Source organism: Bradyrhizobium sp. AZCC 2176, from assembly GCF_036924645.1.
Classification (GTDB): Bacteria; Pseudomonadota; Alphaproteobacteria; order Rhizobiales; family Xanthobacteraceae; genus Bradyrhizobium.
Window position 1 is genome coordinate 2951597 of the sequence record NZ_JAZHRX010000001.1, and the last position, 25667, is coordinate 2977263.

The following is a 25667-nucleotide window of genomic DNA, read 5'->3' on the forward strand; positions in this document are numbered from 1 at the left end:
GGTGATGTCAGCGCGAGGCCACCAGCGGCCACAATTCATCGGCGCCGCGGTTGCATACGAGCTTGCCGAGCTCGACCGCCCAATAACTTTCGGAACCGAAATCGTCGCGCCACGCCAGCGCGCGCAGCGAATAGCGATGCAGGACGTGCTCGTTGGTGAAGCCGATCGCGCCATGCACCTGATGGGCGATGCCGCCGCCTTTCTCCGCCGCCTCCGCGCAGCGGATCTTTGCCGCCACCGCTTCGAGAAACACTTCGTCATCGAAGGACGTCGCATTGGCGATGGCGTCCGCCGCGGAGGTCGCCGCGGCCAGTGCCGCCGCGGACTCGCCGGCGAGCCGCGCCAGATTGTGCTGCACAGCCTGGAATTTTGAGATCTTCTTCTCAAAGGCGACGCGCTCGTTGGAGTAGCGCACCGAAATGTCCAGCATCGATTCCAGCGCGCCCGCGATCTGCAGGGACCGCGCGACGCCGCCCATCAGCATCAGCCGGGTCTGGTCGAAACTTTTGGGCGCGGGCTTGATCGTGACCGGCTGCGCCTTGTCCAGCGTCACGGTATCGGAATTGTCGCCGCCGAGATTGAGCCCGGTCTCGATCCGGCACTTTGTAGCATCGACCAGCGCGATGGAAACACTACCCTTCGCGTCGCTTGCGAGCACCGCAAAATGCCTTGCCGCCTTGGCAAACGGCACGCCGCGGGCCCTGCCCGACAGGCTGCCATCGCCATTGACGACAATCCGGTCCTTCGGGCTCGCCGGCACCACCGTCATCTCGCCATCGGGCGAAGCAATTTTGGCCCGCGCCAACAGCCAGCCTGCCAACATGGTCTCGGCGAGCGGCACCGCGACCGCAAATCGCCCGGCGGCACTCAGCACGCTGAAACCTTCGGCAAGCGAGGCACCCGAGCCGCCGCAATCTTCGTCCACCCACGACAGCGGCAGGCCGGCGTCCGTCAGCGCCTGCCAGAGCGGCGCTTTCCATTCGCCCGTCTTGTCGCGATTGATGGTTTGGGCGTCGGCGAGATCGGCGAAAATTTTCTCCGCGGTCTCGGCAACGATGTTCTCACTCTCCGCCACAGCGTTCCCCGATTTGAAATTGGCATGCCAATCCCAACGGCTATGCCGGGGTCGGCTGCGGTCTTTTCTTGCGCTTTATGATGGGCAAAAGCCATAGCCGTGACAAGCGCTGTCCGCAGGGCGGCATGTGGCGGTGGCATGAAGGCCATCAGGCAAAGAATAAATTCCGCGCAACGGATTTCCCGAGTTTGCACGCCATTCATCGCGGGATATGGTAGCTCGAAAGCTTGTCCACGGGCGGTTCGAAACCCAGCCAAAAGCAACAAGAGGAAATGCGGATGTCGAAGGATGGTTTGTGCGCGATTGTCACCGGTTCTGCTTCGGGCCTCGGAGCCGCTACCGCCGCCATTCTGGCAAAGGGCGGCGCGCGCATCGTCGTCAACTATTCCAGCAGCAAGGCGGAAGCTGAAGCGACCGCCGACCTCTGCCGCAGCGCCGGCGCCGAAGTCGTGGTGGTGCAGGGCGACGTCTCGCGCGATGAGGATTGCAGGAAGATTGCGGCCGCGGCCGCAGCCTGGGGCCGGCTCGATGTGCTGGTCAACAATGCCGGCACCACCAAGCATGTGCCGCATCACGATCTCGACGGGCTTTCGGCTGAGGATTTCCAGCGCATCTACGCCGTCAACACGATCGGGCCATTCCAGATGATCCGCGCGGCGCGCGGGCTGCTCGAGGCCGGCGCCAAAGCCTCAGGCCTGCCGTCGGCGGTGGTCAATGTGTCGTCGGTCGCCGGCATTTCCGGCGGCGGCTCCTCGGTCGCCTATGCCGCCAGCAAGGGCGCGCTCAACACCATGACGCAATCGCTGGCGCGCGCGCTGGCCCCCTTGATCCGCGTCAACACCGTGTGCCCCGGTTATATCGATACGCCCTGGTTCACCAAGGGGCGCGGCGAGGCCGGCGCCAAGGCGGTGCGCGACGCCGTGGTGGCGAAGGTGCCGCTGAAGGTCGCCTCGACGGCGGAGGACATCGCGCAACTGGTGTGCTTCCTCGCATCGCCCGCCTCGAGCAACATGACCGGCGAGTTCGTGCGCATGGATGCGGGAATGCATCTGGTGTTGTGAGGACGGAATCGTAAACCCGGATGGAGCCAACGGGTCGCGCGAATGCGCGCCCCGTTGACTCCATCCCGGCTACGGTCTGATGCGGCTACCCCGTCACCGGTTACCCGGATCGGAAATCATGCCCCGCGCCACCAGTCTGTTCCAGATGAACAGCACCACCAGCGCGCCGATGGTGGCGGTGATGAAGCCGGCGCCCTGATCGGGGCCATAATGGCCGATGGCCTGGCCGATGAAGGTCGCCAGAAACGCGCCCGCGATGCCGAGCACCGTGGTCAGGATAAAGCCGGTCGGGTTGTTCTGGCCCGGCGAAAGGATGCGCGCGATGATGCCGGCGACGAAGCCGACGACGATGATCCAGATGATGCCGCCCATTTTTGTCCCTTTCCAATGCATCGATGGTGAAGTGGCGCGGCGTGCAGGGCGCCGCGTTAGATTCTTGTTTGACGCGTTTTCTGCGCAGATAAGCCTACGCAATCTGCGTAAACTTGATTGCTATGCGAACCGGTATCCACTTCGCTCGAAAACGCTATGGAGCGGCATCAAATCCGGCCCGACAGTTCGTTCTCGTTCGGCAGCCGTCCGTCCGGTGTCAAATGATTGACGACGTCGGGCAGATACTGGCTGAGGCCTTGCAGCAAATCGTCGCGCGACAGGCCGCTCTGCGCCGACAGCTGATCGATCTGGTCGGCGCCGAGGGCGTTAGCGAGGTCGCCGGGCGCGATCTGCTTGTTGGGGCCGTTGCTGACCCAGGAATCGGCCTGGTCGCCAAGTCCCTGCTGCTGGAATTGCTTCAGGAGATCGCCAAGGCCGCCGCTGAGAATGCTGCCGGCGGCGCCGCCCGCCAGAAGGCCGCCCAAGCCGCCCTTGAGCATGTCGCTAAGTCCGCCACCGTCCATGCCGGCGTTCACATTGCCGGGTGCGGGCGCCGGTTGCGGCGCGGAGCCGGTCTGGTTGCCGCTGAAATGCTTGATGCCTTTCCAGGCCAGCAGCGCCAGGATTGCCATGGTCAAAGGCGACATTCCGCCGCCGCCGGATTGCTCGCTGGGGCGGCTCAGGCCGCGCGGACCATTCATCATGCCGTTGAGTACGTCGAGTAAACCCATGGTTGTCTCCTCTGCGTAGCCCCGCGTGAAACATAACGGTGGCGTATGACGGTTACAAGGAGCGGGCGGCCAGCGCCTGCGATAGGCAGGCTCCGCGCGCTCTGCTATTTGGAGCCCGGTGCAACGCGGTGGGTGGCGAATGGTTTCGGGCCAGACGATCGGTATTGCAGGGGCAGGCAGCATCGGCTGCTTCACCGGCGGCATGCTGGCGGCCGGTGGCCGCCGCGTCGCGCTGCTGGCGCGCCCGCGCGTGATCGCGGAAATCGATGCCAACGGCTTGCGGCCGACGAGTTTTGAAGGGTTTGACCAAACCATCACGCGCGATCAGTTCGCATTGTCGGAAAATCCGTCGATATTCGAGGGTGTCGACATCGTGCTGGTCACGGTCAAGAGCGCGGATACCGCCGCCATGGCCGACATCATCGCGAAGCATGCGCCATCAGATGCCGTCATCGTCAGCCTGCAAAACGGCGTCGGCAATGCCGCTGTCCTGCGCCATCATCTGCCGGGGCGGCGCGTGCTCGGCGGCATGGTGCCGTTCAACGTGATCGCGCTCGGCCAGGGGCGATTTCATCGCGCGACCTCAGGCGACATTGTCGTCGAGCAGGATGAGGCACGCACCGCCGACAAGCTATCGGTGCACGGCCTGACGATACGGCCGACCGACAACATTGACGGCGTGCAATGGGGCAAGCTCGTGCTCAATCTCAACAACGCGCTCAATGCGCTGGCCGACCTGCCGCTGCGTCGGCAACTCAGCTCACGGCCATGGCGGCGATTGTTCGCCGACCAGATGGCGGAAGGCCTGGCTGCGATCCGCGCCGAGGGTATCAGGCCGGTCTCGCCGACGCCGATCCCGGTAGGATTAATGCCGCCGCTGCTGCGCCTGCCCAATTTCATCTTCGAACCGATGCTGGGGCGGACGATGAAAATCGATCCCGAGGCGCGGTCGTCGATGTGGGAAGATCTCAAACATGGCCGCCGCACCGAGATCGATTATCTGCAGGGCGTCATCACCGAGATCGCCGGGCGCCGTGGCCTGGCGGCGCCGCTGTCACGCCGAATCGTGGAACTGATCCGGCAGGCCGAGCGGGACGCCAAGGGCTCACCCGGCCTGACGCCGGAGCAGATTCGCGCGGCGAATTGATTTGGCAGAGTGCGCCGGGCTTGCTTGAAATGGGCTGGTCGAGCGATTTCGGGAAGCGCCGGGGGGAGATGCGAATGAAACCAACAGGTCTGGCGCTAATGGCGGTGGCCGCTCTGGCTGTCTGGACGTCGCTGTCTCCCGCCCATGCCGTGCCGCCGACAGCGACGCCGTCGCCGGGCTATGACGCGCGGTTGCAGGAGCAGCGGGCGGCGCAGCGCAGGCATGTCGAGCCTGCGCTCAAGCCTGCCCCAAAGCGCCCCGGCAAGAAAGCGCCCGCGCATTGATGCCGAAGTCGCCCTACCGGAATTTTCTGGGCGATGGTGATCGCGGTGACGCGAGTCGTCCCTGCGAACCGCAGGGACCCATACCGCATGATCTATCGATAGGTCAGAACCGCCAGACGTCATCTCACGACAAGTGACGCCGTCCACATATCGGTCCCTGCTTTTTTCGCAGGGACGACAAAAAATATCTAGCCCTTCTTCTGCTTGGTCGGCGGCTGCTGCTGCTGTGGGTTGAACAGCCTTTTAATCTCGTTGATGCTCTCCGAGAGCCGCGGCCATTCACACGAGAATTGGCTCTTGGCGCATTGGGCAGCCTTGATGCGTGCCGCCTGCTTGACCGGACTTGCCACCGGCACCGGCACTCTTTCGATTTCAGGCGGCGGAGAAGCGGCCTGTTCGCTGCGCAGCGAAACCTGCTGCAGCCCCTGCGCCGGCTCTGGCTGTTGCTGCTTGGCCGCCAGCGCCGCGGCGATGTGGCTGCGCCGTTCGCGCTCGAGGTAGGCGGTGTATTGCTCGTCGATTTTCTTCTGCTCTTCCGGCGTCGGGTTGGGGCCTGCGATGTCGAAAGTGCGGTCCTGCATGAAATCGTAATAGGTATAGCCGCCGCCGGGCTTGCGGCGGCCGGCGAATTTCGCGTTGCATTCGGCGAGTTGCGCCGTCTTTTCTTCCTTTGTCTTCGCTTTCTCGGCCACATCGGCGCAGGATTCGAAATCGACAGGCGCGCTGCGCCACCACTGCGCGTCGCAGCGCACCGGGGCCAGCACGACGAGGCTCCCGACTGCGGCAACAACAAACGAAGATGCACGTGAGGCGATCACGGACGGTATTCTCCAGTCGAATTCTCGGGAACTTTGATTGAGTCGATTGTCATCATTTTGGCAGCGCTGTCACGCCGAAACTGCACGGTTTTCCCGCTGTCGTTGTAACTCTACCCGGTGGATGTGACCGATGGAACACAGTGCTATGTCGTTGAAAGTTATCGAGGAAATTCAACGGTAAAGCACGCTGCGCGCACGATGCTGCAGCGACCGGCTCGCACACTATCGATGGACGAGCGGATAAGCGCGCCACATTGTGGCAAGAATCAGTCGGTTCCTCGCGCGCGGGCCAGCGTACGCGATGCCGTTTCATGAAACGTTGCGCGATAGAGCCTGGCGAACTCACCCATGTGATGGAAGCCGTTAGCGCGGGCGCACGATGTCACGGTGATGGCGTCGGACCCTTTGACGAGTTGAGCGCGGGCCGACCAAAGCTGCTTGAGACGCAAGTAGCGATGCAGGCTCATGCCGCGAACGCTTGCGACCGCCGTGCCCAGCGTTCTGACCGACACGCCGCATTGTTCGGCGAGGTCGGCGCTGTAGATCGCCGAAGCGGCATGAAAGGCGACATACTCGTCGACCCTGCGAACGAGGCGGCAATAGCTCCTGCTTGCGAGCCGGCCCGCCACTTCCGGCGTCCTGCTGCGGCGGAACATCTCGTCGATGGCGAGCAGCAGGCTTTCCTGGACGGCAAGCGCCGAGCGCGGCTCCTGCAATAGGTCGGGTCTGACGGAAGCCGTCTGCAAAATACCTGTCGTTACGGATCTGACGGTGGCCAGCGCGTCGGGGTCCGCCGTGAACGGGCATAGCTCGTCCGGCGTATCGAACCATTCCCGATCCTGCACGCCGGCGCCAAGGGTGACGATCGCGTGCAGCGATCCACGGGGTTCGACGAACTGCAAATCCACATTGCCCCGCATGCCGACAAAGGCCGGGCGGTCTACCGACAGGCCGTTGACGGACACCTCGTAGGCGTCCTCGATCTGGAATATGACGACGCCGTGTGCCGCCCGGTAGCTGACATCGAGAATACGGGGAAACGAGGTGAGCACGGCGATCTGGCAGAACGGCAACTGCACGATCGCGCGCGCGGTATGGAAATTCGCGAGATTCAGCGGCACGCTGCGCGCATCGGCGACGAACTCGACCGGCCGGAAGGCGTCGATGTCGAAAAATTGCGTGATCGAAAGCGCCGGTGAAGGCGAAAGGTTCTGGAACAGCATATCGAAATAACCGGCGGCCGAATCGTCGAATCCGGTCGTTAGCGTCGAACGCTCTGGTTAACTTCGTGTTAACAAGTGTGGCCGGTGGAGGTGCGATTGCAGGACGGCTGCACGAACATGGCTGCGCGTTCGATATCGCATGCAGCGGAAAGCTGCCGAGGAATTCGAAGGGCTTAGCCGACGCCCGGGCCGCCAGTCCAGGCGGTGGGCGACGCGTTGCAAATCCATTATAGCTGCTCCTGAGGAATGCTATTTGTTTTGCGGCACCGGAAGATTTCATGGTGTTGCGCCAGGCGGTGGCCCGAGCCACCGGTTGAGTTGCGCAACTTCGCTCAACCCTGCGCAGGCGGGCGAAGTGGCAGAACAGTCGCAAGGGGGAAACAGTCTGCATGAGCATCACCACGGCCTTGACGAGCGTGCCGAAGCCCGCACCTGAACTGATCGAGGCGTTCAGAGGCGCGCCGACCTCTGTGATCTCCGACAACCTTGACCGGCTGCCGGGCGCCGTGGGCCTGCGGCCGTTCCATCGCGGCTGCAAGCTGGTGGGCATAGCCTTCACCGTGCGCACGCGGCCCGGCGACAATCTTGCGATCCACCGCGCGCTCGAACTGGTCGGGCCGGGTGACGTCATCGTGGTCGATGGCGGCGGCGACGAGACGCGGGCGCTGGTCGGCGAAATCATGAAGAACATCGCCGAATACCGGGGCGCCGCGGGCTATGTGATCGACGGCGCCATCCGGGACGTCGCTGCATTTGCCGCATCCGACTTTCCCTGCTTTGCCCGTACGGCGATCCACCGCGGGCCCTACAAGAGCGGACCAGGCGAAATCAACGTGCCGGTTTCGATCGGCGGCTCGGTGATCGCGCCCGGAGATATCGTGGTCGGCGACGAGGACGGCGTGGTGTCGTTTCCCGCCTCGATCGCAGCCACCGTGCTGGAGGCGGTCCGCGCCCAGATCGCGCGCGAGGAAGGCACGATCACGGCGATCCGCGAAGGCCGCTACCAGGGCAGCTACGGCAAACCTTGACGGATAAGTTTTGAACGAAGCGCCAAGATCGAAGCGCAACCGCGCTTGAGGGAGGGACGATGAGCCAGAAGAACGAATTTCACAATCTGGATAACCCGGTCGACGGTCTGTTTCGCGAACTCGCGTCCGGCGTGACGACGCGAATCTTCTCCGGCGAGCATGCGATGCTGTCGGTGGTGATGCTGGCGCCGCACGCGCAAGGTACCCTGCATCATCACCCCGAGGAGCAATGGGGCGTGCTGCTCGACGGTTCGGCCATCCGCGTTCAGGGGGATGAGGAAATTCCGGTCAAGAAGGGCGATTTCTGGCGCACGCCCGGAAACGTGCCGCACACGATGCGGGCTGGACCGGAAGGGGCGCGCGTGCTTGACATCTTCAGCCCGCCACGGCCCGAGTACAAAAAAGCCGGGTCCGGCTTCGGCACTTAAACGAAGTCTGCGAACAAAACAAAAAAATCGCAGCCACAATCGGGAGGAGACACCAGGTGAAGATTACCAGACGCAATTTGCTTGCGGCATCGGCCGCGTTCGCGGTCACGCCAGCGCTGGCGCAGCCGGCCAAGAACATGACGCTGGTGGTGCCGTTCCCGCCGGGCGGCTCCACCGACGCGCTGGCGCGGCTGTTGCAGTCCCATCTGCAGACCAGGCTCGGCCGGACCGTGCTGGTGGAGAACAAGTCCGGTGCGGCCGGCTCGCTCGGCGCCATACAGGTCGCCAAGAGCGCGCCAGACGGCGCGACGTTCCTGGTGACCTTCGACTCGCACGCGGTGATTCCTTCGATCCTCGAAAAGCCGGGGCTGGATGTCGAGAAGGATCTGGTGCCGGTGTTCCTGGTCGGCACCGCGCCTTACGTCCTCGCTGCGAACGCCGAGCGGCCGTACAAGAGCTTTGCTGACGTGGTCGCCGCCTGCAAGGCAAGCCCCGGCGCGGTGAAATACGCCTCCGTCGGCATCGGCACGCTCGGCCATCTCGCGATGACGGTGCTCGGCAAGAAGGCCGGCGTCGAGATCACGCATGTGCCCTACCGCGGCGGCGGCCCGGCGATGAACGACGTGCTCGGCGGCCATGTCGATATGATCATCGGATCGGCGGCGCTGATCACGGCGCAACTCGGCACCAACAGGCTGCGGCCCATCCTGCAATTGGGGCGCGAGCGGATGGCTGCGCTGAAGGACACGCAGACCGCGATCGAGGCAGGCTTCCCCGACTTCGAGACGCTGGCCTGGTGGGGCATTTTCGCGCCCAAGGATACGCCTGCCGATGTCATCGCCAGCATGGCGAAATCGGTAAAGGAGATCCTGAGCGAGCCGGCGGTAGCCTCGCAACTGCGCGAGACGCAGCAGATGACGCTGCTGCTCGCCGACGGCAAGGAGTTCTCGACGTTCTTCGCCAGGCAGGTCAGCATCTGGGGTCAGGTCGTGCGCGAGAATAATATCAAGGCGTAGCGGCGGCGGACCGGCTATCCCGGCATCTCCGGCCCGGAACCAGTACCTTCCGACGCGGCCGGACAGGCCGCGTCGGAGGGCTGGCGATGCCACGTCCGCTTTGCTATGAAGCGGCCAAGCACCCGCTCAACGCGGGTTCGCGGTCCCGTAGCTCAGCCGGATAGAGCGACGGTTTCCTAAACCGTAGGTCGGAAGTTCGAGTCTTCCCGGGATCGCCATTCCTCAAGGGTGCAAAGCCCAACTAAAGCCGGTCCTAACCGGGGTCCGGATAGATTTGCAGGAACGCCATCGTTGTGTCCCGCGCCCGTCGCGCGATCTCGCTGGCGCTCGGACGATTGGTCAGCTGAAGCAGCAGGCCGGTCATCAGGTCGCCCCACAGCAACCCTAAGAATTTTTCGGCCATCGCGTCGGGATCGCCAACGACAAGCCGGGCTGAATTGGCGCTCGCCATGATCGCGCGCAATGCATCGCGCGTGGGCTTGCGCGCGATCGAATCCAGCGCTTGCGCCACCTTTGGCGCGCGCACGGTTTCGGATATGGCCAGCCGGAACACCGCGACGACGACCGGCTCGGTGGTTTCCGTCAGGAGCCTCGTTCCAAAAGCGGTCAGCACTTCGGTCAGGATTTTCCTGTCGCGCAGTTCAGGAAGATCGGCCGGTGCTTTCAGCCGCCGGGCGCGCTCGGTGATGCAGGCGACCAGCATCGCCTCCTTGTTGCCGAACAGCGCGTAAAGCTCCCGCTTCGAAACCCGCGCGCGTGTCGCAATCTCCAGCGTGCTGGTCTGCGCATAGCCGCCCTCCATGAACGCCGAAAGGGCCGCGCCTAGAATCCGCTTCCGGACCTCGGTCCCGTCGGTTTCCGCCTCGCGCGCCTTCATCCTTGGATTCATCGCCTCATTTTTCCACTTGACTTGGTACCATACGGTACCATATTTCGATTTATCCGGTACCGGATCGTACCAAAACCGACCCGGATGTAAAGGATGGGAGATCATGAACAGACGTCAGCTACTGGCTGCGGCATTGGCGCCGCTCGCATGGCGGATTGCCTCTGACGCGCTCCTGTCAACGGCATCTGCGGCAAACGTGGAGCGAGATGGAAAGATGAGCAAGACAACGCAGCGCATCATCGAATGCAACGGGATCCACCTCAACATCGCCGAGCAGGGCGAGGGGCCGCTGGTGCTGCTGGTGCACGGCTTCCCTGAATCCTGGTTCTCGTGGCGGCACCAGATCGACGCCGTTGCCGCCGCCGGCTTCCGTGTTGTCGCCCCCGATATGCGCGGCTACGGCAAGAGTGAGGCGCCGCGGGCGATCGACCAGTACACGATCCTGCATCTCGCCGGCGACATGGTCGGCATTCTCGATGCCCTGGGCGCGGCAACCGCCGTCATCGTAGGTCATGATTGGGGCGCCAGCGTCGCCTGGCAGGCCGCTCTCATGCGGCCCGATCGCTTCAGGGCGGTTGCAGCGCTCAGCGTGCCATTCCGGCCGCGCGGCAAGGCGCTGCCGACCAGCCTGATGCCGCGGACCGAGAATGCGCAGTTCTATCAGCTCTATTTCCAGGAGCCGGGGCCGGCGGAGGCGGAGCTGGAGCGCGATCCGCGCGCGACCATTCGCAACATGCTGTTCGGGGCGTCCGGCGACGGCGTCGCCGCGGCCCGCGCGGCCGCAGCCGCCGGCGGGCCCGCGCCGAACCTCGGCATGGTGCCGAAGGGCGGCGGCTTTCTGCAAGGACCCGGCGCGCCAAAAACCCTGCCACCATGGATAGAAGAAAGCGCCATCGATTTTTACGGCGAGGAGTTTCGGCGCAGCGGCTTTCGCGGCGCGCTCAACTACTACCGCAACATCGACCGCAACTGGGAAATCACCGGCGCGATGGCCGGCCTGCAGATAACGGTGCCGGCACTCTACATCGCGGGCGATCGCGATTTCGTGGTCGCCTTCCCGGGCACCGACCAGTTGCTCGCCAACCTGAAGAGCTACGTTCCCGGCCTGCGCAAGATCCAGATGCTTCCCGGTTGCGGACACTGGACCCAGCAGGAGCGGCCGAGTGAGGTCAGTGCCGCGCTCGTCGAATTCATTCGAGCCCTGCCGAGCCGCTCATGACAACGCTGACATCCCAATCCTCGTCGCCGGGAAATCAAGCGGTGAAGATCAGGCAGAAGACGATGCTCGATGGCCCGGTGCTGCCGACGCTCCTGAAGCTTGCTCTGCCGACCGTCGTGGTCCTGGTCGTGCAGACCCTTGTCGGGGTGGCGGAGACGTATTTCGTCAGCTTCCTCGGGACGGAGGCCCTGGCCGGGGTCAGCCTGGTGTTTCCCATCTTCATGCTGATGCAAATGATGTCGAATGGCGGCATCGGCGGCGGCGTCGCATCGTCGATCGCGCGTGCGATGGGGGCAGGCAAGGCGGCCGAGGCCGAGGCGCTCGCACTGAACGCCCTGGTTCTTGCCATCGTCTTCGGGATTATCTTTGCAGGCGCCGAATGGTTGTTTGGCGAGGCTGTGTACCGGTTGCTTGGCGGTCAGGCGGGAGCGCTCGGCGCGGCCCTCGCATATGGCCATGTCATCTTTTCCGGCGCGGTGCTTGTCTGGGTCGTCAGCCTGCTGGCGGCGGCCCTTCGCGGCGCGGGCAACACCGTCGCGCCGGCGGCCGTCATTCTGCTGGGCGTGTTCGTGCTGCTTCCGCTTTCGCCGGCGCTGATTTTCGGCTGGGGTCCTTTTCCCCGGCTGGGCGTGGCGGGAGCCGGGGTCGCTGTCGTCGTCTATTATCTCGTCAGCGCGATTGTGTTGATCGTCTACATGCGTTCCGCCAGAACCTCGTTGCACTTGCCCTTCGACGCAAGGCTCATCAAGTGGCGGCTGCTCGGCGATATCCTTCGCGTCGGCGGATTGTCCGCCATCGGCACCATCCAGGCCAATTTGACCGTGGTGCTGGTCACGGGCGCAGTCGGGCTGTTCGGCACGGACGCCATCGCAGGCTACGGAATCGCCTCGCGACTCGATTACATCCAGATTCCACTGCTGTTCGCGCTCGGCAGCGCGGCGCTGACCATGGTCGGGGTGAACATCGGGGCCGGTCAGGTCAGGCGGGCGGAACGCATCGCGTGGGTCGCCGCGTTGTTCGCGGCTGGCGTCACCGAGATCCTTGGACTTTTCGTCGCACTGTTTCCCCACGTCTGGCTAACGCTGTTCAGCGCCAAGCCCGAGGTTCTCGCGGCAGGCTCGATCTATTTCCAGACCGTAGCGCCCTTCTACGGAATTTCCGGTCTCGGGATGCTGCTGTATTTCGCGAGTCAGGGGGCAGGTCGCGTGACATGGCCGGTTTTTGGCGGAACGGTTCGGCTGTTCATCGCCGCTGGAATCGGCTGGATCATTGTCGTCGATCTTGGCGGCGGATTGCGGGAGCTCTTCATGGCAGGTGCCGTCGGCTCGATTGTTTCCGCAGCCATTGTCGCCGGCGCACTTTGGCTTCGCGGCTGGGGACCGGCCGGGGAGGTTTCGAAATAGTTTCCGGTTTGCCGACGGCTTCGGCTTGCTGCTGCTCGCGATCTCACGTCTTAGGCGCCCTTTTCCAGCAGCGCCTTGAAATCTGCCCGCGCGCGTTGCGCTTCGCGCTTGGCGGTGTCGGAGGCTTCGCCGAGTCCGAAATAGCCGTGGATCAGGCCGGGGCCGTCATAATAGCTAGTCGGCACGCGGGCGGCGGCAAGCGCGTTGGCGTAGGCCTTGCCCTCATCGCGGAGCGGATCGAACCAGGCGGTGCAGACGATTGCAGGTGCTACCCCTGTGAGGTTTTTGGCGCGCAGCGGCGACGCGCGCCAGTCGGCGCCGTGGCTCCTGTCGGCGAGATAGTGGCCGCAAAACCATTCCATGGTGGTGCGGGTCAGAAAATAACCTTCCGCGTTCTCGCTGCGCGAGGGAAAGCGCGCGTTCTCGTTTGCATCCGCGAAATTTCCGAAAACGTCGGTGACGGGATAGACCAGCAGTTGCGCCGCCAGTCGGATGCTGGCGTCGCGGCAGGCGATCGCGGTAGTGGCCGCCAGATTGCCGCCGGCGCTGTCACCGGCCACGCCGACGCGTCGCTCGTCGCCACCAAATTCGGCGATGCGGGCGATGATGTCTTTCGTGGCGGCGAAGCCGTCCTCGAAGGCGCCGGGAAACCGCACCTCGGGCGGGCGGCGATAGTCGACCGAGACGACGACCGCGCCGGTCTCGATCGCAAGCCAGCGTGCCTGCCGGTCATGGGTCTCGAGATCGCCGGCGACCCAGCCGCCGCCGTGGAAGAACACCACCGTCGGCGACTTGTCGGTGGAGTTCCGGTAGGCCCGCGCGTTGAGGAATCCGGCGGCGCCCTTCACCTTGATGTCTTCCGTGCCCATCACCGGCGGCGGCGGAACCGCCGCGCGGGAGGCCGCCAGCGCACGTAGCGCATCGCGCGCGCTCTGCGGCGTCATCGTCGCGGGATCGCGCAGCGGCAGCAGCGGAATGATCTGGGCGACGACGGGATCGAGCGGCGTAATCATGCAGGGTGTCTCGTTGCGGAACAAGGCGGCAGCATAGGTAACGGTCGCGGCCGCCGCAATCGCGGCGTTCGGTACGAGCAGGCCGGCCGATTTTCTCCAACCGATGGTGGTTCCTGCAGGCAGATGCGGGGGCCGCGCGTTGATAGAATCGTGCTTCGTTTACTTTTCCTTATCCTTAAACGGGCGTTTGCGGGGAACGGCCGGGCGCGCCGCTCATTACTCCTTACCAGAGGGAGTGGTGCGATGAATCAATTTGCCGGAGTGGACCGGGCGCTCGACGAAATGCTGGTGCAACTCGGCGGCATGGTGCTGAGGCTGTCCAGCCCGCAGGTGACGCGGACGCCCGAAGAGCGGCACGCGCTGGCGTGTTCGGTCAACCAATATTCGGTGTGCGCGGCGCGCTCGGGCGATCCGCGCGTGCACCAGCTCAAGGCCGAACTGGAAGAGACGATCAAGCCGCATCTGCGGCTGGTCGCCAGCCGCTAGAGGCGGCGCCCGATCCATCTGTGAGGCGAACAGCGACGGAAAGGGCGCGGCCGGGTCCGGCCGCGCGGAGCGTTCGAACGACCTCAGAGCGTCTTGAGGTATTCGATCAGCGCCTTTCGATCGTCTGCCGACAGCGCCGGCCCGATGACACCTTTGATTTCCTTGTTCTTGTCGAAGTCCTTCCTGAATTCGTGGCCTCTGTTCGAGTTGCCGCGAATTGAGGTGTCGAACTCGAAACCGTTCGCGATCTTGTCAAACGTGTAACCGAGGTTCACCGGATCGTATTCGCGGTTGCCGAGATAGAATTTCGTCGGCCTGTCCTCGGGCGGACCAAGCAGGGCTTCGATGGTGGGGACCGAGCCGTTATGAAGGTAAGGCGGCGTCGCCCAGACGCCGTTGAGCGGGCGCACCTTGTAGGCGAGCTCGCCGCGAAGCTCGTTCGGCATATAGCCGTCGATCCGCTTCCGCTCGGCAGGGCTCACCGGCGGCTTCTTCTGGTCGAAGACGTAATTGACCGTCTTGGCGACCACGATGCCGAGAGCGTCGGCGAAGCCGCTTTTGTCAACGCCGAGATGCGCGGGGAGCGCAACCGTCCGGCTGATCATGTCGGCGGCCTGCGCAGGGTCGGTCCCGATATGCGAGATCGGAACGTTCTCGACCTTCAGGATGGGTTCACCGGCCTCGTTCTTTGTCCACCAGTCCTTGTTGTTGAAGTCCCAGAACGCAGCATTCGATACCGGCGGGCGGTGACATTCCTGACAATGGGTCTTGTAGAGTTCGGCACCCTTGTCCGCCAATTTCTGGTCGATCGGTGGCAGAATATCGTTCGGCCATTTCGGAGACCGCAGGCCCGGGAATCCGTCCTTTGCGTTCGGCAGCGTGTTGCCCTTGATCATCTGCTCCATCTCGAACAGCTGCTCCACGTTCACGCTCGATTTGTAGAGTCCCTTGGACGGATCGGTCAGATTGAGTTCGGCAGACACGCCAAGCGACTCGCCGGCGTTGCGCACCATCGGCTGCATGATCGAGCCGTTGTACTGCACCCAGTCGAACCACGGCGTGTTCCAGATCCGGGGATAATGCACCGGCGCGGTCGAGCCTGCGTAGTTTTCCGGCTTCTTGAGGTCGAGCGAAAACACCTGGTTGCCGATCCGGTTCAGCGCATCAAGCCGTCCGTAGCCTTCAAGGACGCTCTGCGAAGCGACGCGCTTTTCCAGCGCCTGGACTTCGCCATATTGCTTCAGGACCTGGCTGAGCTGGTCCTTCAGCGCCTCGCGGTCGGCGACCGTGGAATCCGGTCCCAGGATATTCTCGGCGAACCGGTTGAAGCGGGTTGGGATAAAGCGCGTCAGCAGCAGAGAGATACCCATGCCCTGCTTCATCGCAAAGAGATTGGTGAGCGCCGGTCCCCCGTCGATGACGACCGCCGTGTCCTTGTAGGTGAAGCGTCCGGTATGACAGCCTGCGCAGGTCAGGCCTATTCCGTTCATGGTCTCCTTGGTGCGCGGGTTCTTCCACGGCGCGCCCGAGGGGTCCAGCATCGGGCCGCCCTTTGCGAAGCCGATCGGAAGCGCCTTTTTGCCCGGGATGACGGTATCCGGAATGAAGCCATAGCGATCGAGATAGGCGGTCTCGCTGAAATCGCCGACCTTGTTGAAAATCAGCCATGGAATCGTCGGCTGCTCCAGCGCCATGAACCACTCGTAAGGGAAGCTGAACGTCCGCGTGCCCTGGTCGGCATGATAGAACCAGCTCAGTTTTTCCTTGGCGATGCCCTGGTCGAGCCAGACGGTCTTCTTCGGCTCCGGATACTCTGCGATCTTCACATGAAGATTGTTCCAGAGGTTGGCGATATCGTCCTTCACGGCGACGTAAATGCCGCCGACGATCAGTACTCCGATCACAATTTTTGCAATCGTCTTGCCACGCATGGCCTGCCCCTTCCCAAAACTGCGCCAGTTGCGCGCAATATCCGTCTGCTATCAAAAAACGCCGGAAGGCGAATCACCCTCGGCGTGCGGTTCAATATGATGCCATCTTATAGTGCGCTAAACACCTGTCCATAAATCCGATTTCCCGGACCAGGAGGTTTCCGGCCGGTTCGGCTTTCGCCAGGCTGTTTCCAGTATAGAGTCTCGATCATGCAGTTGAATATTGGGTAGATCACATGAGTGCCGCCGAGGCGCAATCGATCCGAATCGAGACCGGCCCCGATGAAGCGGTTTCCGCGCTGCTGATCCAGCCACCGCAGACGCGCGCATGTTACGTGTTCGCACACGGGGCCGGCGTCGGCATGGCCCATGCGTCGATGGAGACGGTTGCGGCCGGCCTCAGCCAGCGCGGCATTGCGACGCTGCGCTATCAGTTTCCCTATATGGAAAAAGGCAGCAAACGGCCCGATGTGCCGCCGGTGGCGCACGCCGCCGTTCGCGCCGCCGTGGCGGAAGCCGGACGATGCTGCCCCTCGCTGCCGCTGATCGCGGGTGGCCGATCGTTCGGCGGGCGGATGACCTCGCAGGCGCAAGCGCTTTCTCCTTTGCCCGGCGTGCGCGGGCTGGCGTTTCTCGGTTTTCCGCTGCATCCGGCCGGAAAGCCATCCAGCGACCGCGCCAGGCATCTCACCGATATCAAAATCCCGATGCTGTTCCTGCAGGGCACGCGCGACGCGCTGGCCGAATTGAATCTGCTCGAGCCTGTCGTGAAGGGCCTGGAATCGCGGGCGACACTGCATTTGCTTGATGGCGCCGATCATTCCTTCCATGTGCTGAAGAGTTCGGGACGGAATGATCGCGCGGTGATGGAAGAGGCGCTGGATGCGTTCGCGAAGTGGGTTGACGGCATCGTAGACTAGGCATTCTGCTGTCGTCCCTGCGAACGCACTAGGGTTTCTACACGCTTTCGATGGCTCTGGCAGCGACGATGGTTTGGAAGCGAGTCATTCCGTTGTGGAATGTGATTGGTCCGGGTGGCCGATGCGAGGCGTAGCCGGTCCATCCGCCGAGCTTGGCGATGATCCATGCCGCCCACTGAAGCGTGTGGGGGCGATGTGGGTTCCTCTGAAGCTCGGTCCGGCCTTTCATGGTTTTGTTGATGGCGGCAAGTGCTTCGGTTTCTTCGGGCGTGAAGGCACATTTGACCGACAATTGTTCACCACCATTGCGGGCCTGAACGAGTTGAATGACGATACATGCCGCTTTAGTGGCGATTGCCACGAGCTTGATTAGAGCCTCGGAGCTTTCGAGCTGACTGTCCTCGATACGCAGACCCTGGTTCTTCAGCGAGCGAAAGAGCTGTTCGATGATCCAGCGCTGCCTGTACCAGGAGACGATCCGCCAGGCATCGGTTGCATTGGCGATCGAATGAGTGGTCAAGAGCAGCCAATGAACGGGCTCAGCCCCCTTCGGAGGGTGCAACTCGACGACTTCCACGAAGCTGACTTTGACGCCCTCCGGCAGGTCCTTCACGCCGGGTCGCGCCGGCCGCTTGAGCACGACGGTTCCGAAGCGCAGCGAGAGATGGGCTTGGCGACCGCGGCGATCCATCCGCTGCGGCAGATCGATTACCGCCTTGTCGCCGAAGCGGGCTCGCTCTACCGCTTGATAAAGTGTTTTGCCGTCGGCCAGTGCATGATCATGCATGGCCCGCGTCAGCAGGTGGACATTGCCGCCGGGCGTCAACGCCCAGTGCGCAAAGAACTCCCCCTCGCGATCATTGATGACAGTGATCATGCGCGCCGCAGCCAGAACCTCGCAGCCCTGTTCGGCCGTCGTAACCCAGCGCGCCGACTCCTTGTTGGCCAACTCCCGCTCGTCGTGAGGGGTCTTAACCTTGCCCCTGCGCGTCCACACCTTGCCGCCCGTGAGGCCGAGACAGGCCCCGCTGTCGGCATCGACGGCCATCATGGCATGCAGCAACACGCCGCGGGCATTGCCTTTGCCGACTTTGCCCAGTCCACGCCGACATCCCTGTCGCGTCTGAAACTTGATCTCGCTGGTGCCCTGGATCGCCAGCACATGACGCCCGTTGACCACGGTCGCTGTCTGCCTGCTCCAGCCTTCAATCAGTCGATCGGTCGTGACTTGCGGATTGTTCACGAACCGCCAGTACGCCATGTACGCGGCCCAGTCTCCCTGCGCCATCTGGCGCAAGCAGACACTGCGCGTGCAAAGCATAGCCTGCACAAACGCCGCCCCCTTTTATCGAGGCGAACGTCGCCAAACTCGCCCAGTGACAAATCCGGCTCGTGCTGCATCTCCGACGCTCCTTCGAATCAAGCGTCAGAAACAGAATCATACAAACCCCAAAGGCGGGATAACATCATGACTCACCGAGTCAATCTGTCGCGCCAGACGTGTAGAAACCCTAGTGCGAACGCAGGGATCCATACGCCGCGGCGGCTATGTGTGGCGCCGTGGCAATCGCTTTGCCCAATCAACTTGTCTTGTGGTTATGGGTCCGGGCGTTCGCAGGGACGCTGAGAGAGTTGCGCTTCGTCCCATCCCGGCTACCATGCGCCCATGACAAAAATCATGATCGTCAATCCGAACACGACTGCCTCGATGACCGAAACGATCGGCGCCGCGGCGCGCGCCGTCGCCGCGCCTGGCACCGAAATATCCGCAGTGACGTCGGCGATGGGGCCGGTCTCGATCGAGGGCTACTACGACGAGGCCTTTGCGGTGCCGGGCCTGATCCAGGCGCTGATGAATGCGCCGGACGCCGACGCGGCAATCGTTGCATGTTTCGACGACACCGGCCTCGACGCCGCACGCACCGCCGCGCGTTTTCCGGTGGTCGGCATCTGCGAGGCGGCGCTGGTGACCGCAGGTCAGATCGCAAAACGCATCGCCATCGTCACCACACTGCCGCGCTCGATCGTCCCGCTGGAGGAACTCGTGCGCCGCTATGGTTTTGCCGAGAGGGTGCAGGTCACCGCCTGCGACGTCGCAGTGCTCGATCTCGAAAAGCCCGGCTCGGGCGCGGAAGCAAAGCTTGAAGCCGAGATTTCCCGCGCGCTCGACAAGGGCGCGGAAGCGATCGTGCTGGGCTGCGCAGGCATGGCCGATCTCGCGCAAAAACTGTCGCGGAAATTCGGCGTTCCCGTCGTCGACGGCGTGGCGGCCGCGGTGAAGCAGGCCGAGGCGCTGGCCGGCTTGAAGCTGGCGACGTCGCGCCGCGGGTCGTACGCGTCGCCTGGCGCGAAGGCCTACACCGGGATATTGGCGCCGTTCGCGCCAAGGACGTCAAGCTGATTGCGGCGCGCCGTAGATCTTGTCGCGCAGCCGGCGCATGCCGCTGAGCCAGCGGTCGCGGTTGGAGGCCTTGCGCTGCATGTATTCGGCGACCTGCGGGTGCGACAAAATGAGAAAACGCTCTTCCGCCATCGCCTCGATCACCATGCGCGCCACTTCCGGCGGCTGCAGCACGCCGTCGACCCTCGCGGCGCTGGGGCCAGGCGTCGTCATGCCGGTTTGCACCGATTGCGGACACAGCACGGACACGCGGATGCCGCGGTCGCCATATTGAATGGCGAGATGCTCGGCGAGCGCTACCGCAGCATTTTTCGTCACGCCATAAGGCATCGAGTTCAGCGACGCCAGCAGGCCCGCCGCGGAAGCGGTGTTGAGGAGATAGCCGGAGCCGCGCGCGAGCATGCCCGGCACCAGCGCGCGCGCCGCGAACACATGGCTCATGACGTGCACGCGCCAGCTCACGTCCCAATCGGCGTCGGAGGCGGTCTCCTGTCCCTTGCGCGAGAGGCCGGCATTGGAAAAGAACACATCGACCGGCCCATACTTGTCCTCGGCCGCGGCGATCAGCGCCTTGATGTCTTCCTCCAGCCCGACATCTGCCGTGATCGGCAATCCGTCGATGTCGCCCGCCACCTTCGCCAGTCTGTCGCGCGAGGTCTTGAGGTCGGCGACGACGACGCCGCGCGCACCGGCCTCCGCATAGGCGCGCGCCACTGCTTCACCGATGCCGCTCGCGGCACCTGTGATGACACAGACCCTGCCTTTGACGTGCATGTTCGGTTCCGTTTCTTTTTCTCGAACGTGGGGCGAGAGTGATACGACCTCCGCTGCGCGGTCAACGCCGGTTTGCGCCGGCGATCAATTTTTTACCAGCACGCGCGCGGCGCTGGCGTCGGCTTCGCCAGCGTGCGATGACGACCGGGCGGGGCAGTCAGGATCGGGAGAATTGAAGGATGCTCGAAGTGCGGGATGAGTTGGCTATGACGGCGCCGCTTGCGGATGCCGTGGAGTGGACGAGCGAGGCGGCCTGGTCGCTCTACCGGCTGCCGTTCAACGATCTCTTGTTCAAGGCACAATCGACTCATCGCCGGCATTTCGATCCCAACCGCGTGCAGCTCAGCAAGCTGCTCAATATCAAGACCGGCGGCTGCCCGGAAGATTGCGGCTATTGCAGCCAGTCCTCGCATCATTCGACAGGTCTTGCCGCCTCGAAGCTGATGGAGGTCGAAAAGGTCGTCGCCGAGGCGCGCAAAGCCAAAGCCGGCGGCGCAACGCGCTACTGCATGGGCGCAGCATGGCGCAATCCGAAGCCGAGAGATATGGATGCCATCGTTGAAATGATCGGCGCGGTGAAAGCGCTCGGGCTCGAGACCTGCATGACGCTGGGAATGCTGGACCGCGATCAGTCCGACCGCCTCAGCGCGGCGGGGCTCGACTACTACAACCACAATATCGATACGTCGGCGCGCCACTACCCGCAGGTGACCTCGACGCGCAATTTTTCCGATCGTCTCGATACGCTGGAGAATGTCCGGCAATCCGGCATGAAAGTGTGCTGCGGCGGCATCCTCGGCATGGGCGAGGAAGAAGCCGACCGCGTCGAAATGCTGGTGACGCTTGCGAATCTGGCCGAGCCGCCGGAAAGCGTTCCGATCAACATGCTGATTCCGATCGCCGGCACGCCGCTCGCCGAGGCGGCGCCGATCGCGCCGATCGAGTTTGTCCGGATCGTTGCACTGGCGCGCATCATGATGCCGAGATCATATGTCCGCTTGTCGGCGGGCCGCTCGGCCATGACCGACGAGATGCAGGCGCTCTGCTTCTTTGCGGGAGCGAATTCGATCTTCGTCGGCGACACCTTGCTGACGGCCGGCAATCCCGAGGACGAGGCCGACCGAAAACTGTTCGCGCGGCTGGGACTGCAGGCGATCTGATCGGGTTTGGAAACGGCCCGCCCCTCAGCCCTGATAGAGGCGCTTGTCGCGCGCCTGGCGGATCGCGAGGGCCGCCATCATGTCGAGCATCGGCGTCGCAAGTCCGGCAGCGCGCGCGAACGCGGCGGGCGCGCGGACCAGCACGTCGATCTCCATGGCGCGGCCGAGTTCGTAATCCTGCAGGAGTGAAGGCTTGTGGTCCGGTGCGGGGCCGGAGCGCGCGACGCGCTTGACCTCGGGAAAACAGCTCTGCGCCACGCTGTTGGCCTCGTCGAGCAGGTGCGGCACGATGTCGGCGAGATCAGGATCGTCGCGCACGGCGCGCGCGGTCTGCCCGGTCAACAGGCACAGCACCGACATCGACATGTTGGTCAGCAGTTTCGACCAGATCGTCTCCCGGATCTGCGTGACCTCGGCCGACTCGATCGAAGCTTCGTTCAGCGCCGCGCGCAGTTTCGCGACCCGCTCGCTTGGGCGGTCGTCGCATTCGCCGATCAGGAGCCGGTTGCGGTCGGGCGAAAGGTTCGCGACCACGCCGGGTGCGACGACTTCGTTGGACGAAAACACCACGCCGCCGACAATAAGCGGCTTTGGGATGGCTGCACGCAGGCGTCCGCCGGGATCGAGGAAGGCCAGATCCGGCACTGGCGGATGCCCTGGTGAAAGCCCGATATCGTACCACCAGGGAATGCCGTTCTGTGCGAACACCACGGCGGTATCTTCGCCGAGCAGCGGCTGCAGCCCATCCGCGAGGCTGGAGAGGCTAGTTGCCTTCAGCGTGCAGATGACGGCGTCCTGACGGCCCAGCGTGGCCGGATCGCTCGATGCGCTCACCTTCGCCTTGAACTCGCCATTTCCAACACGCAGCGTCAGCCCGTTGGCTTTCACGGCATCCAGATGCGCGCCCCGCATCACGCAGGACACGTCATGGCCCGCCAGTGCGAGCCGCACCGCAAAATGGCTGCCGACGGCGCCCGCGCCGAAAACGCAAATCCGCATGGTAGAGGTCCTGCCGGAGGGATGGTCATTGCTAGTTTTCACAGGCCGTGATCAGGCGCAACCGGTCCGCCGCACAGGGCGGGTTGCGGAGGGTGCGGCCCTGGCGGCGCCGGGAACCCTGCCGTTCAGTCGGCGTTCATCCATGTGCCGTCAAGCTCGCGGCATAGCGACAATGGGACGTGCGGCGATGATGGGACGTGCCATGTCAAAGATCGCGATGGGAATTGCCGCCATTGTCTTCGCAACGATGCTGTCGGTGGCGGACTTTGCGATCGCGAAAGGTGGTCATGGAGGCGGCCACGGCGGTGGTCGCGGCGGCGGTCATCATGGCGGCGGTCATCATGGCGGCGGCCATCGTGGCGGGGGTCATGGCCACCATTTCGGCGGCCGGCATCATGGCGGCGGCCATTTTCATGGCAGGGCGGCGCATCACCGCTCATTCTCCACCCACCGCATGAACTTCGCAGGCGGTGGCCGCGCGCTGAACTCGCGCGCACTCGCCCGCAGCTATCGCCATACCGCAGCGCTGCATCGTCCCGCGGTACGGGCCAGCGTTACTGCGGGCGCGGCGCTCGCAGGGTGGCAATACGGACGGTCCAGAGGCGGCGGCTGGTGGCGCCACGGCAATGGCGGGTACGGCTGGGTTGGGCCGCTGTTCTGGCCGTTCGCCTATTTCGATATCTACGATTATGCGCTGTGGGGACCGCGTGTCGGCGCGCCGTTCTGGTACTACGGCTACGACGACATTTATGCCGGTCTGTTCAGCCCCTACGACTATCAGGGGCTTGCGGGCTACCTGCCGCCGCGTGGTTCTCGCGACGCCGGACCGGACCGGCTGGCGCTGTTATGCGGCGAGGACAGCCGCGACATCGCCGGCCTGCCGATCGACCTGATCGCGCAGGCGATCGAGCCGACCGAGGCGCAACGCGCAGCGCTCGACGATCTCGCCAATGCATCGGTGGCGTCGGCGCAGAAGATCAAGGCGGCGTGCCCGACCACAATCGCGCTGACGGCGTCCGGCCGGCTCGCCTCGATGCAGCAGCGCATCGAGGCGATGATATCAGGCGTCGCGACCGTGCAGCCGGCGCTGGACAAGCTTTACGGCCTACTGAATGACGAGCAGAAGGCGCGGCTGAACGTGATCGCTGAAGATCAGGAAAGGAAGACCGAGCGGCGCCGCAACAGGTCGGTTGCGCGGCCCTGTGACGTCACGCAATCCTCGAGCTTGCAATGGCCGGCCGAGGAGATCGAGGCGCGCCTGCATCCGACCGATGCGCAACGCACCGGCCTCACCGCCCTGCAGAAAGCCAGCACCAAGGCGGCCGACATGCTGGCCACCTCGTGCCGGCTCGAGGAAGCGGCCACGCCGCCGGTGCGGCTCGCCGCCGTCGGCAAGCGACTCGACGTCATGCTGGAATCGGTCAAACTCGTGCGCACCGCGCTCGATGATTTCTATGCGATACTGAGCGACGAGCAGAAGGCCCAGTTCGAGGCGATCGGCCCGCGGCGGACATCTCTTGCCGACAGGGCAGTGCAGCGGTACGGCCGCCGATAGATCGGCGGCGGTGACAACACCTGCGATCCCGGCCTATTGTCCGGCCCAACAAGATGCCGAATAAAGGGGCCGCTGAATGACTGCCAATCCGGTTTTGTGGGATCTCGACGCGCGCGGCGTCGCGACCGTTACGTTGAACCGTCCCGAGGTGAACAACGCCTATGACGCCGGGCTCATCAACGGCGTGCTCGCGGCGATGGATGAACTCGGCAGCAAGCCGAACCTTCGCGTCGTGGTGCTGAAGGGCAATGGCAAGCATTTCCAGGCCGGCGCCGACCTGAAATGGATCAACGGCGTGCGGCCTAAATCGGCCGAAGAAAATGAGGCGGTGTCGCGCGCGACGTTCGAAGCCGTGCAGCGGCTGAATACGCTGCCGATCCCGACGGTGGCGCTGGTGCAGGGCGGCTGCTTCGGCGGCGGCACCGGCGTGATCTCGGCGTGTGATGTGGTGGTCGCCGCCGATAACGCGCTGTTCTCGATTACCGAAGTGCGCTGGGGGCTGACCGCCGCGATCATCATCCCGCAACTCTGCGATGCCATCGGCGTCCGCCAAGTGCGCCGCTACGCGCTGACCGGCGAACGGTTTGGCGCGGAGGAGGCGCGGCGCATTGGACTGGTGCACGAGGTGGTGCCGCTGGCCGAGCTGGAGACGGCGGGCGCCAAGGTGGTCGAGCAACTGCTTGCCAACGGTCCCGAGGCGCTCGCGGAAACCAAGCGGCTTGCCATGGAAAGCTCATTCGGCGGCATGGACGTGGACGATGAGGCCTATGCGCGGCTGGTCAAGATGCATTCGGACAGGCGGCAGACCACGGAGGCGTCGGAAGGGCTGGCGTCGTTTGCGGAGAAGCGGGCAGCGAATTGGAGCGACGCATAGGCGTTAGGCGCTGCCACGCTCAATGACGTTTCTTGCAGGAGTATCGGATTTGCCTTCCAAACGCATCGCCGTTGCCGGGTTGGGGGAGATCGGCAAAACCGTGGCGCGCAAGCTGGCGCAGGGGTTGCCGGGGCTTGCTCTCGTGGCGATCGTGGCAAGGGACCAGGCGAAGGCGAAAGCGTGGCTTGATCGCGAAGGCATCGCCTGTCCGCTGGTCCCGCTCGATGAACTGCCTGACCATGCCGATCTCGTGGTCGAGTGCGCACCGGCGGCGATTCTTGACCAGATATGCCGGCCGATGCTGGGCGCCGGCAAGCAGGTCATGGTGCTGAGCGCCAGTGCGCTGCTGCCCCGTCCCGATCTCGTCGATCTGGCCCGGGCGCATGGCGGCCAGATCATCGTGCCGACCGGTGCCTTGATCGGCTTCGATGCGGTATCGGCTGCCGCCGAGGGCACCATCAATTCGGTGCAGATGATCACGCGCAAGCCGCCCCGCGGTCTCGCCGGCGCGCCCTATCTCGTCGAGAACGGGATCTCCATGGAGGGGCTGACATCTGCCCTCTGTGTGTTCAGGGGCTCGGCGCGCGACGCGGCCGCGGCGTTTCCCGCCAACGTCAATGTCGTGGCGGCGCTGTCGCTCGCGGGCATCGGCCCCGATCGCACGACGATCGAAATCTGGGCCGATCCGGCCGTGACGCGCAACTGCCATCAGATCAGGGTGGAGGCCGACTCGGCCTCGTTCACAATGTCGATCGAGAACGTCCCATCGGAGAACCCGAAGACCGGCCGCATCACGGCGCTCTCGGTGATCGCGGCGCTGCGCAAGCTGACTTCGCCGCTGCAGGTCGGGACTTGAGCCC

The 25667-nt window shown here is 64.0% G+C and carries 27 protein-coding genes and 1 tRNA gene; 16 read left to right on the forward strand and 12 right to left on the reverse strand.

Annotated elements, in window-relative coordinates:
• Nucleotides 1-7: 7 nt before the first annotated feature.
• Nucleotides 8-1075 carry an acyl-CoA dehydrogenase family protein gene (locus V1288_RS13610; protein ID WP_334357517.1) on the reverse strand — a complete coding sequence of 356 codons (1068 nt, stop codon included), beginning with the start codon at nucleotides 1073-1075 and terminating at the stop codon, nucleotides 8-10.
• 278 nt (nucleotides 1076-1353) lie between these two features.
• Here V1288_RS13610 and V1288_RS13615 point away from each other — a divergent pair, with 278 nt between their 5' ends.
• Nucleotides 1354-2136 (forward strand): SDR family NAD(P)-dependent oxidoreductase, encoded by a 783-nt coding sequence (locus tag V1288_RS13615; RefSeq protein ID WP_334357518.1) that lies wholly within the window; start codon nucleotides 1354-1356, stop codon nucleotides 2134-2136.
• 93 nt (nucleotides 2137-2229) lie between these two features.
• On the opposite strand, the gene V1288_RS13620 is transcribed toward V1288_RS13615, so the two are convergent.
• Both V1288_RS13620 and V1288_RS13625 read right to left on the reverse strand, forming a co-directional pair.
• Nucleotides 2230-2508: a GlsB/YeaQ/YmgE family stress response membrane protein gene (locus V1288_RS13620; protein ID WP_334357519.1), complete on the reverse strand. Its 279-nt coding sequence runs from the start codon at nucleotides 2506-2508 to the stop codon at nucleotides 2230-2232.
• A 167-nt stretch (nucleotides 2509-2675) separates the two neighbouring features.
• A complete protein-coding gene (locus V1288_RS13625) occupies nucleotides 2676-3239 on the reverse strand; it encodes a YidB family protein (RefSeq protein ID WP_334357520.1) in 564 nt (187 codons plus the stop codon).
• A 139-nt stretch (nucleotides 3240-3378) separates the two neighbouring features.
• Between V1288_RS13625 and V1288_RS13630 the strand changes: the two genes are divergently transcribed.
• A complete protein-coding gene (locus V1288_RS13630; protein WP_334357521.1) occupies nucleotides 3379-4386 on the forward strand; it encodes a 2-dehydropantoate 2-reductase in 1008 nt (335 codons plus the stop codon).
• 74 nt (nucleotides 4387-4460) lie between these two features.
• The gene (locus tag V1288_RS13635) at nucleotides 4461-4670 is read left to right on the forward strand and encodes a hypothetical protein (RefSeq protein WP_334357522.1); all 210 of its coding nucleotides are present in this window, start codon (nucleotides 4461-4463) and stop codon (nucleotides 4668-4670) included.
• Nucleotides 4671-4858: 188 nt separating this feature from the next.
• On the opposite strand, the gene V1288_RS13640 is transcribed toward V1288_RS13635, so the two are convergent.
• Together V1288_RS13640 and V1288_RS13645 are read right to left on the reverse strand one after the other, a co-directional pair.
• Entirely contained in the window at nucleotides 4859-5497 is a 639-nt protein-coding gene (locus tag V1288_RS13640) for a hypothetical protein (RefSeq protein ID WP_334361304.1), read from the reverse strand.
• 257 nt (nucleotides 5498-5754) lie between these two features.
• A complete protein-coding gene (locus V1288_RS13645; RefSeq protein ID WP_334357523.1) occupies nucleotides 5755-6711 on the reverse strand; it encodes a helix-turn-helix domain-containing protein in 957 nt (318 codons plus the stop codon).
• A gap of 389 nt (nucleotides 6712-7100) precedes the next feature.
• Here V1288_RS13645 and V1288_RS13650 point away from each other — a divergent pair, with 389 nt between their 5' ends.
• The 4 genes from V1288_RS13650 to V1288_RS13665 all read left to right on the forward strand — a co-directional run bounded on the left by V1288_RS13650 (nucleotide 7101) and on the right by V1288_RS13665 (nucleotide 9401).
• Nucleotides 7101-7739 carry an RraA family protein gene (locus V1288_RS13650; protein WP_334357524.1) on the forward strand — a complete coding sequence of 213 codons (639 nt, stop codon included), beginning with the start codon at nucleotides 7101-7103 and terminating at the stop codon, nucleotides 7737-7739.
• 59 nt (nucleotides 7740-7798) lie between these two features.
• On the forward strand, nucleotides 7799-8167 hold the full coding sequence (locus V1288_RS13655) for a dimethylsulfonioproprionate lyase family protein (protein ID WP_334357525.1): 369 nt from the start codon (nucleotides 7799-7801) through the stop codon (nucleotides 8165-8167).
• 56 nt (nucleotides 8168-8223) lie between these two features.
• A complete protein-coding gene (locus V1288_RS13660) occupies nucleotides 8224-9183 on the forward strand; it encodes a Bug family tripartite tricarboxylate transporter substrate binding protein (protein WP_334357526.1) in 960 nt (319 codons plus the stop codon).
• Between the two features lie 141 nt (nucleotides 9184-9324).
• A tRNA-Arg gene (locus V1288_RS13665) sits at nucleotides 9325-9401 on the forward strand.
• A gap of 35 nt (nucleotides 9402-9436) precedes the next feature.
• Here the strand turns inward: V1288_RS13665 and V1288_RS13670 are convergent.
• On the reverse strand, nucleotides 9437-10072 hold the full coding sequence (locus V1288_RS13670) for a TetR/AcrR family transcriptional regulator (protein WP_334357527.1): 636 nt from the start codon (nucleotides 10070-10072) through the stop codon (nucleotides 9437-9439).
• Between the two features lie 214 nt (nucleotides 10073-10286).
• Here V1288_RS13670 and V1288_RS13675 point away from each other — a divergent pair, with 214 nt between their 5' ends.
• Nucleotides 10287-11291 (forward strand): alpha/beta fold hydrolase, encoded by a 1005-nt coding sequence (locus tag V1288_RS13675; RefSeq protein ID WP_334357528.1) that lies wholly within the window; start codon nucleotides 10287-10289, stop codon nucleotides 11289-11291.
• Nucleotides 11292-11332: 41 nt separating this feature from the next.
• Complete coding sequence (locus V1288_RS13680) at nucleotides 11333-12694, forward strand: MATE family efflux transporter (RefSeq protein ID WP_334357529.1); 1362 nt, start codon at nucleotides 11333-11335, stop codon at nucleotides 12692-12694.
• A gap of 50 nt (nucleotides 12695-12744) precedes the next feature.
• Here V1288_RS13680 and V1288_RS13685 read toward each other — a convergent pair whose 3' ends face one another.
• Nucleotides 12745-13707: an alpha/beta hydrolase gene (locus V1288_RS13685; RefSeq protein WP_334357530.1), complete on the reverse strand. Its 963-nt coding sequence runs from the start codon at nucleotides 13705-13707 to the stop codon at nucleotides 12745-12747.
• Nucleotides 13708-13950: 243 nt separating this feature from the next.
• On the opposite strand from V1288_RS13685, the gene V1288_RS13690 reads away from it, so the two are divergent.
• Complete coding sequence (locus V1288_RS13690; protein WP_334357531.1) at nucleotides 13951-14193, forward strand: hypothetical protein; 243 nt, start codon at nucleotides 13951-13953, stop codon at nucleotides 14191-14193.
• 83 nt (nucleotides 14194-14276) lie between these two features.
• Here V1288_RS13690 and V1288_RS13695 read toward each other — a convergent pair whose 3' ends face one another.
• Nucleotides 14277-16124 carry a di-heme-cytochrome C peroxidase gene (locus V1288_RS13695; protein ID WP_334357532.1) on the reverse strand — a complete coding sequence of 616 codons (1848 nt, stop codon included), beginning with the start codon at nucleotides 16122-16124 and terminating at the stop codon, nucleotides 14277-14279.
• A 236-nt stretch (nucleotides 16125-16360) separates the two neighbouring features.
• Between V1288_RS13695 and V1288_RS13700 the strand changes: the two genes are divergently transcribed.
• Nucleotides 16361-17044 carry an alpha/beta hydrolase family protein gene (locus V1288_RS13700; RefSeq protein WP_334357533.1) on the forward strand — a complete coding sequence of 228 codons (684 nt, stop codon included), beginning with the start codon at nucleotides 16361-16363 and terminating at the stop codon, nucleotides 17042-17044.
• Between the two features lie 37 nt (nucleotides 17045-17081).
• Here the strand turns inward: V1288_RS13700 and V1288_RS13705 are convergent, their stop codons facing one another.
• Entirely contained in the window at nucleotides 17082-18332 is a 1251-nt protein-coding gene (locus tag V1288_RS13705) for an IS4 family transposase (protein WP_334361279.1), read from the reverse strand.
• 378 nt (nucleotides 18333-18710) lie between these two features.
• Here V1288_RS13705 and V1288_RS13710 point away from each other — a divergent pair, with 378 nt between their 5' ends.
• Nucleotides 18711-19445: an aspartate/glutamate racemase family protein gene (locus V1288_RS13710; RefSeq protein ID WP_334357534.1), complete on the forward strand. Its 735-nt coding sequence runs from the start codon at nucleotides 18711-18713 to the stop codon at nucleotides 19443-19445.
• Here V1288_RS13710 and V1288_RS13715 read toward each other — a convergent pair.
• Entirely contained in the window at nucleotides 19437-20219 is a 783-nt protein-coding gene (locus tag V1288_RS13715; protein WP_334357535.1) for an SDR family oxidoreductase, read from the reverse strand. The genes V1288_RS13710 and V1288_RS13715 overlap by 9 nt on opposite strands.
• Nucleotides 20220-20425: 206 nt before the next feature.
• Between V1288_RS13715 and bioB the strand changes: the two genes are divergently transcribed.
• Complete coding sequence (bioB, locus tag V1288_RS13720) at nucleotides 20426-21379, forward strand: biotin synthase BioB (RefSeq protein WP_334357536.1); 954 nt, start codon at nucleotides 20426-20428, stop codon at nucleotides 21377-21379.
• A 24-nt stretch (nucleotides 21380-21403) separates the two neighbouring features.
• Here bioB and V1288_RS13725 read toward each other — a convergent pair whose 3' ends face one another.
• Nucleotides 21404-22378 (reverse strand): ketopantoate reductase family protein, encoded by a 975-nt coding sequence (locus V1288_RS13725; protein WP_334357537.1) that lies wholly within the window; start codon nucleotides 22376-22378, stop codon nucleotides 21404-21406.
• A 205-nt stretch (nucleotides 22379-22583) separates the two neighbouring features.
• Nucleotides 22584-22808, reverse strand: a complete 225-nt coding sequence (locus V1288_RS13730) for a hypothetical protein (protein WP_334357538.1) — start codon at nucleotides 22806-22808, stop codon at nucleotides 22584-22586.
• A 24-nt stretch (nucleotides 22809-22832) separates the two neighbouring features.
• Here V1288_RS13730 and V1288_RS13735 point away from each other — a divergent pair, with 24 nt between their 5' ends.
• The 3 genes from V1288_RS13735 to V1288_RS13745 all read left to right on the forward strand — a co-directional run bounded on the left by V1288_RS13735 (nucleotide 22833) and on the right by V1288_RS13745 (nucleotide 25663).
• Nucleotides 22833-23933, forward strand: a complete 1101-nt coding sequence (locus V1288_RS13735) for a Spy/CpxP family protein refolding chaperone (RefSeq protein ID WP_334357539.1) — start codon at nucleotides 22833-22835, stop codon at nucleotides 23931-23933.
• Nucleotides 23934-24009: 76 nt separating this feature from the next.
• Entirely contained in the window at nucleotides 24010-24807 is a 798-nt protein-coding gene (locus V1288_RS13740) for an enoyl-CoA hydratase-related protein (protein ID WP_334357540.1), read from the forward strand.
• A 22-nt stretch (nucleotides 24808-24829) separates the two neighbouring features.
• A complete protein-coding gene (locus V1288_RS13745) occupies nucleotides 24830-25663 on the forward strand; it encodes an aspartate dehydrogenase (RefSeq protein WP_334357541.1) in 834 nt (277 codons plus the stop codon).
• Nucleotides 25664-25667 lie beyond the last annotated feature (4 nt).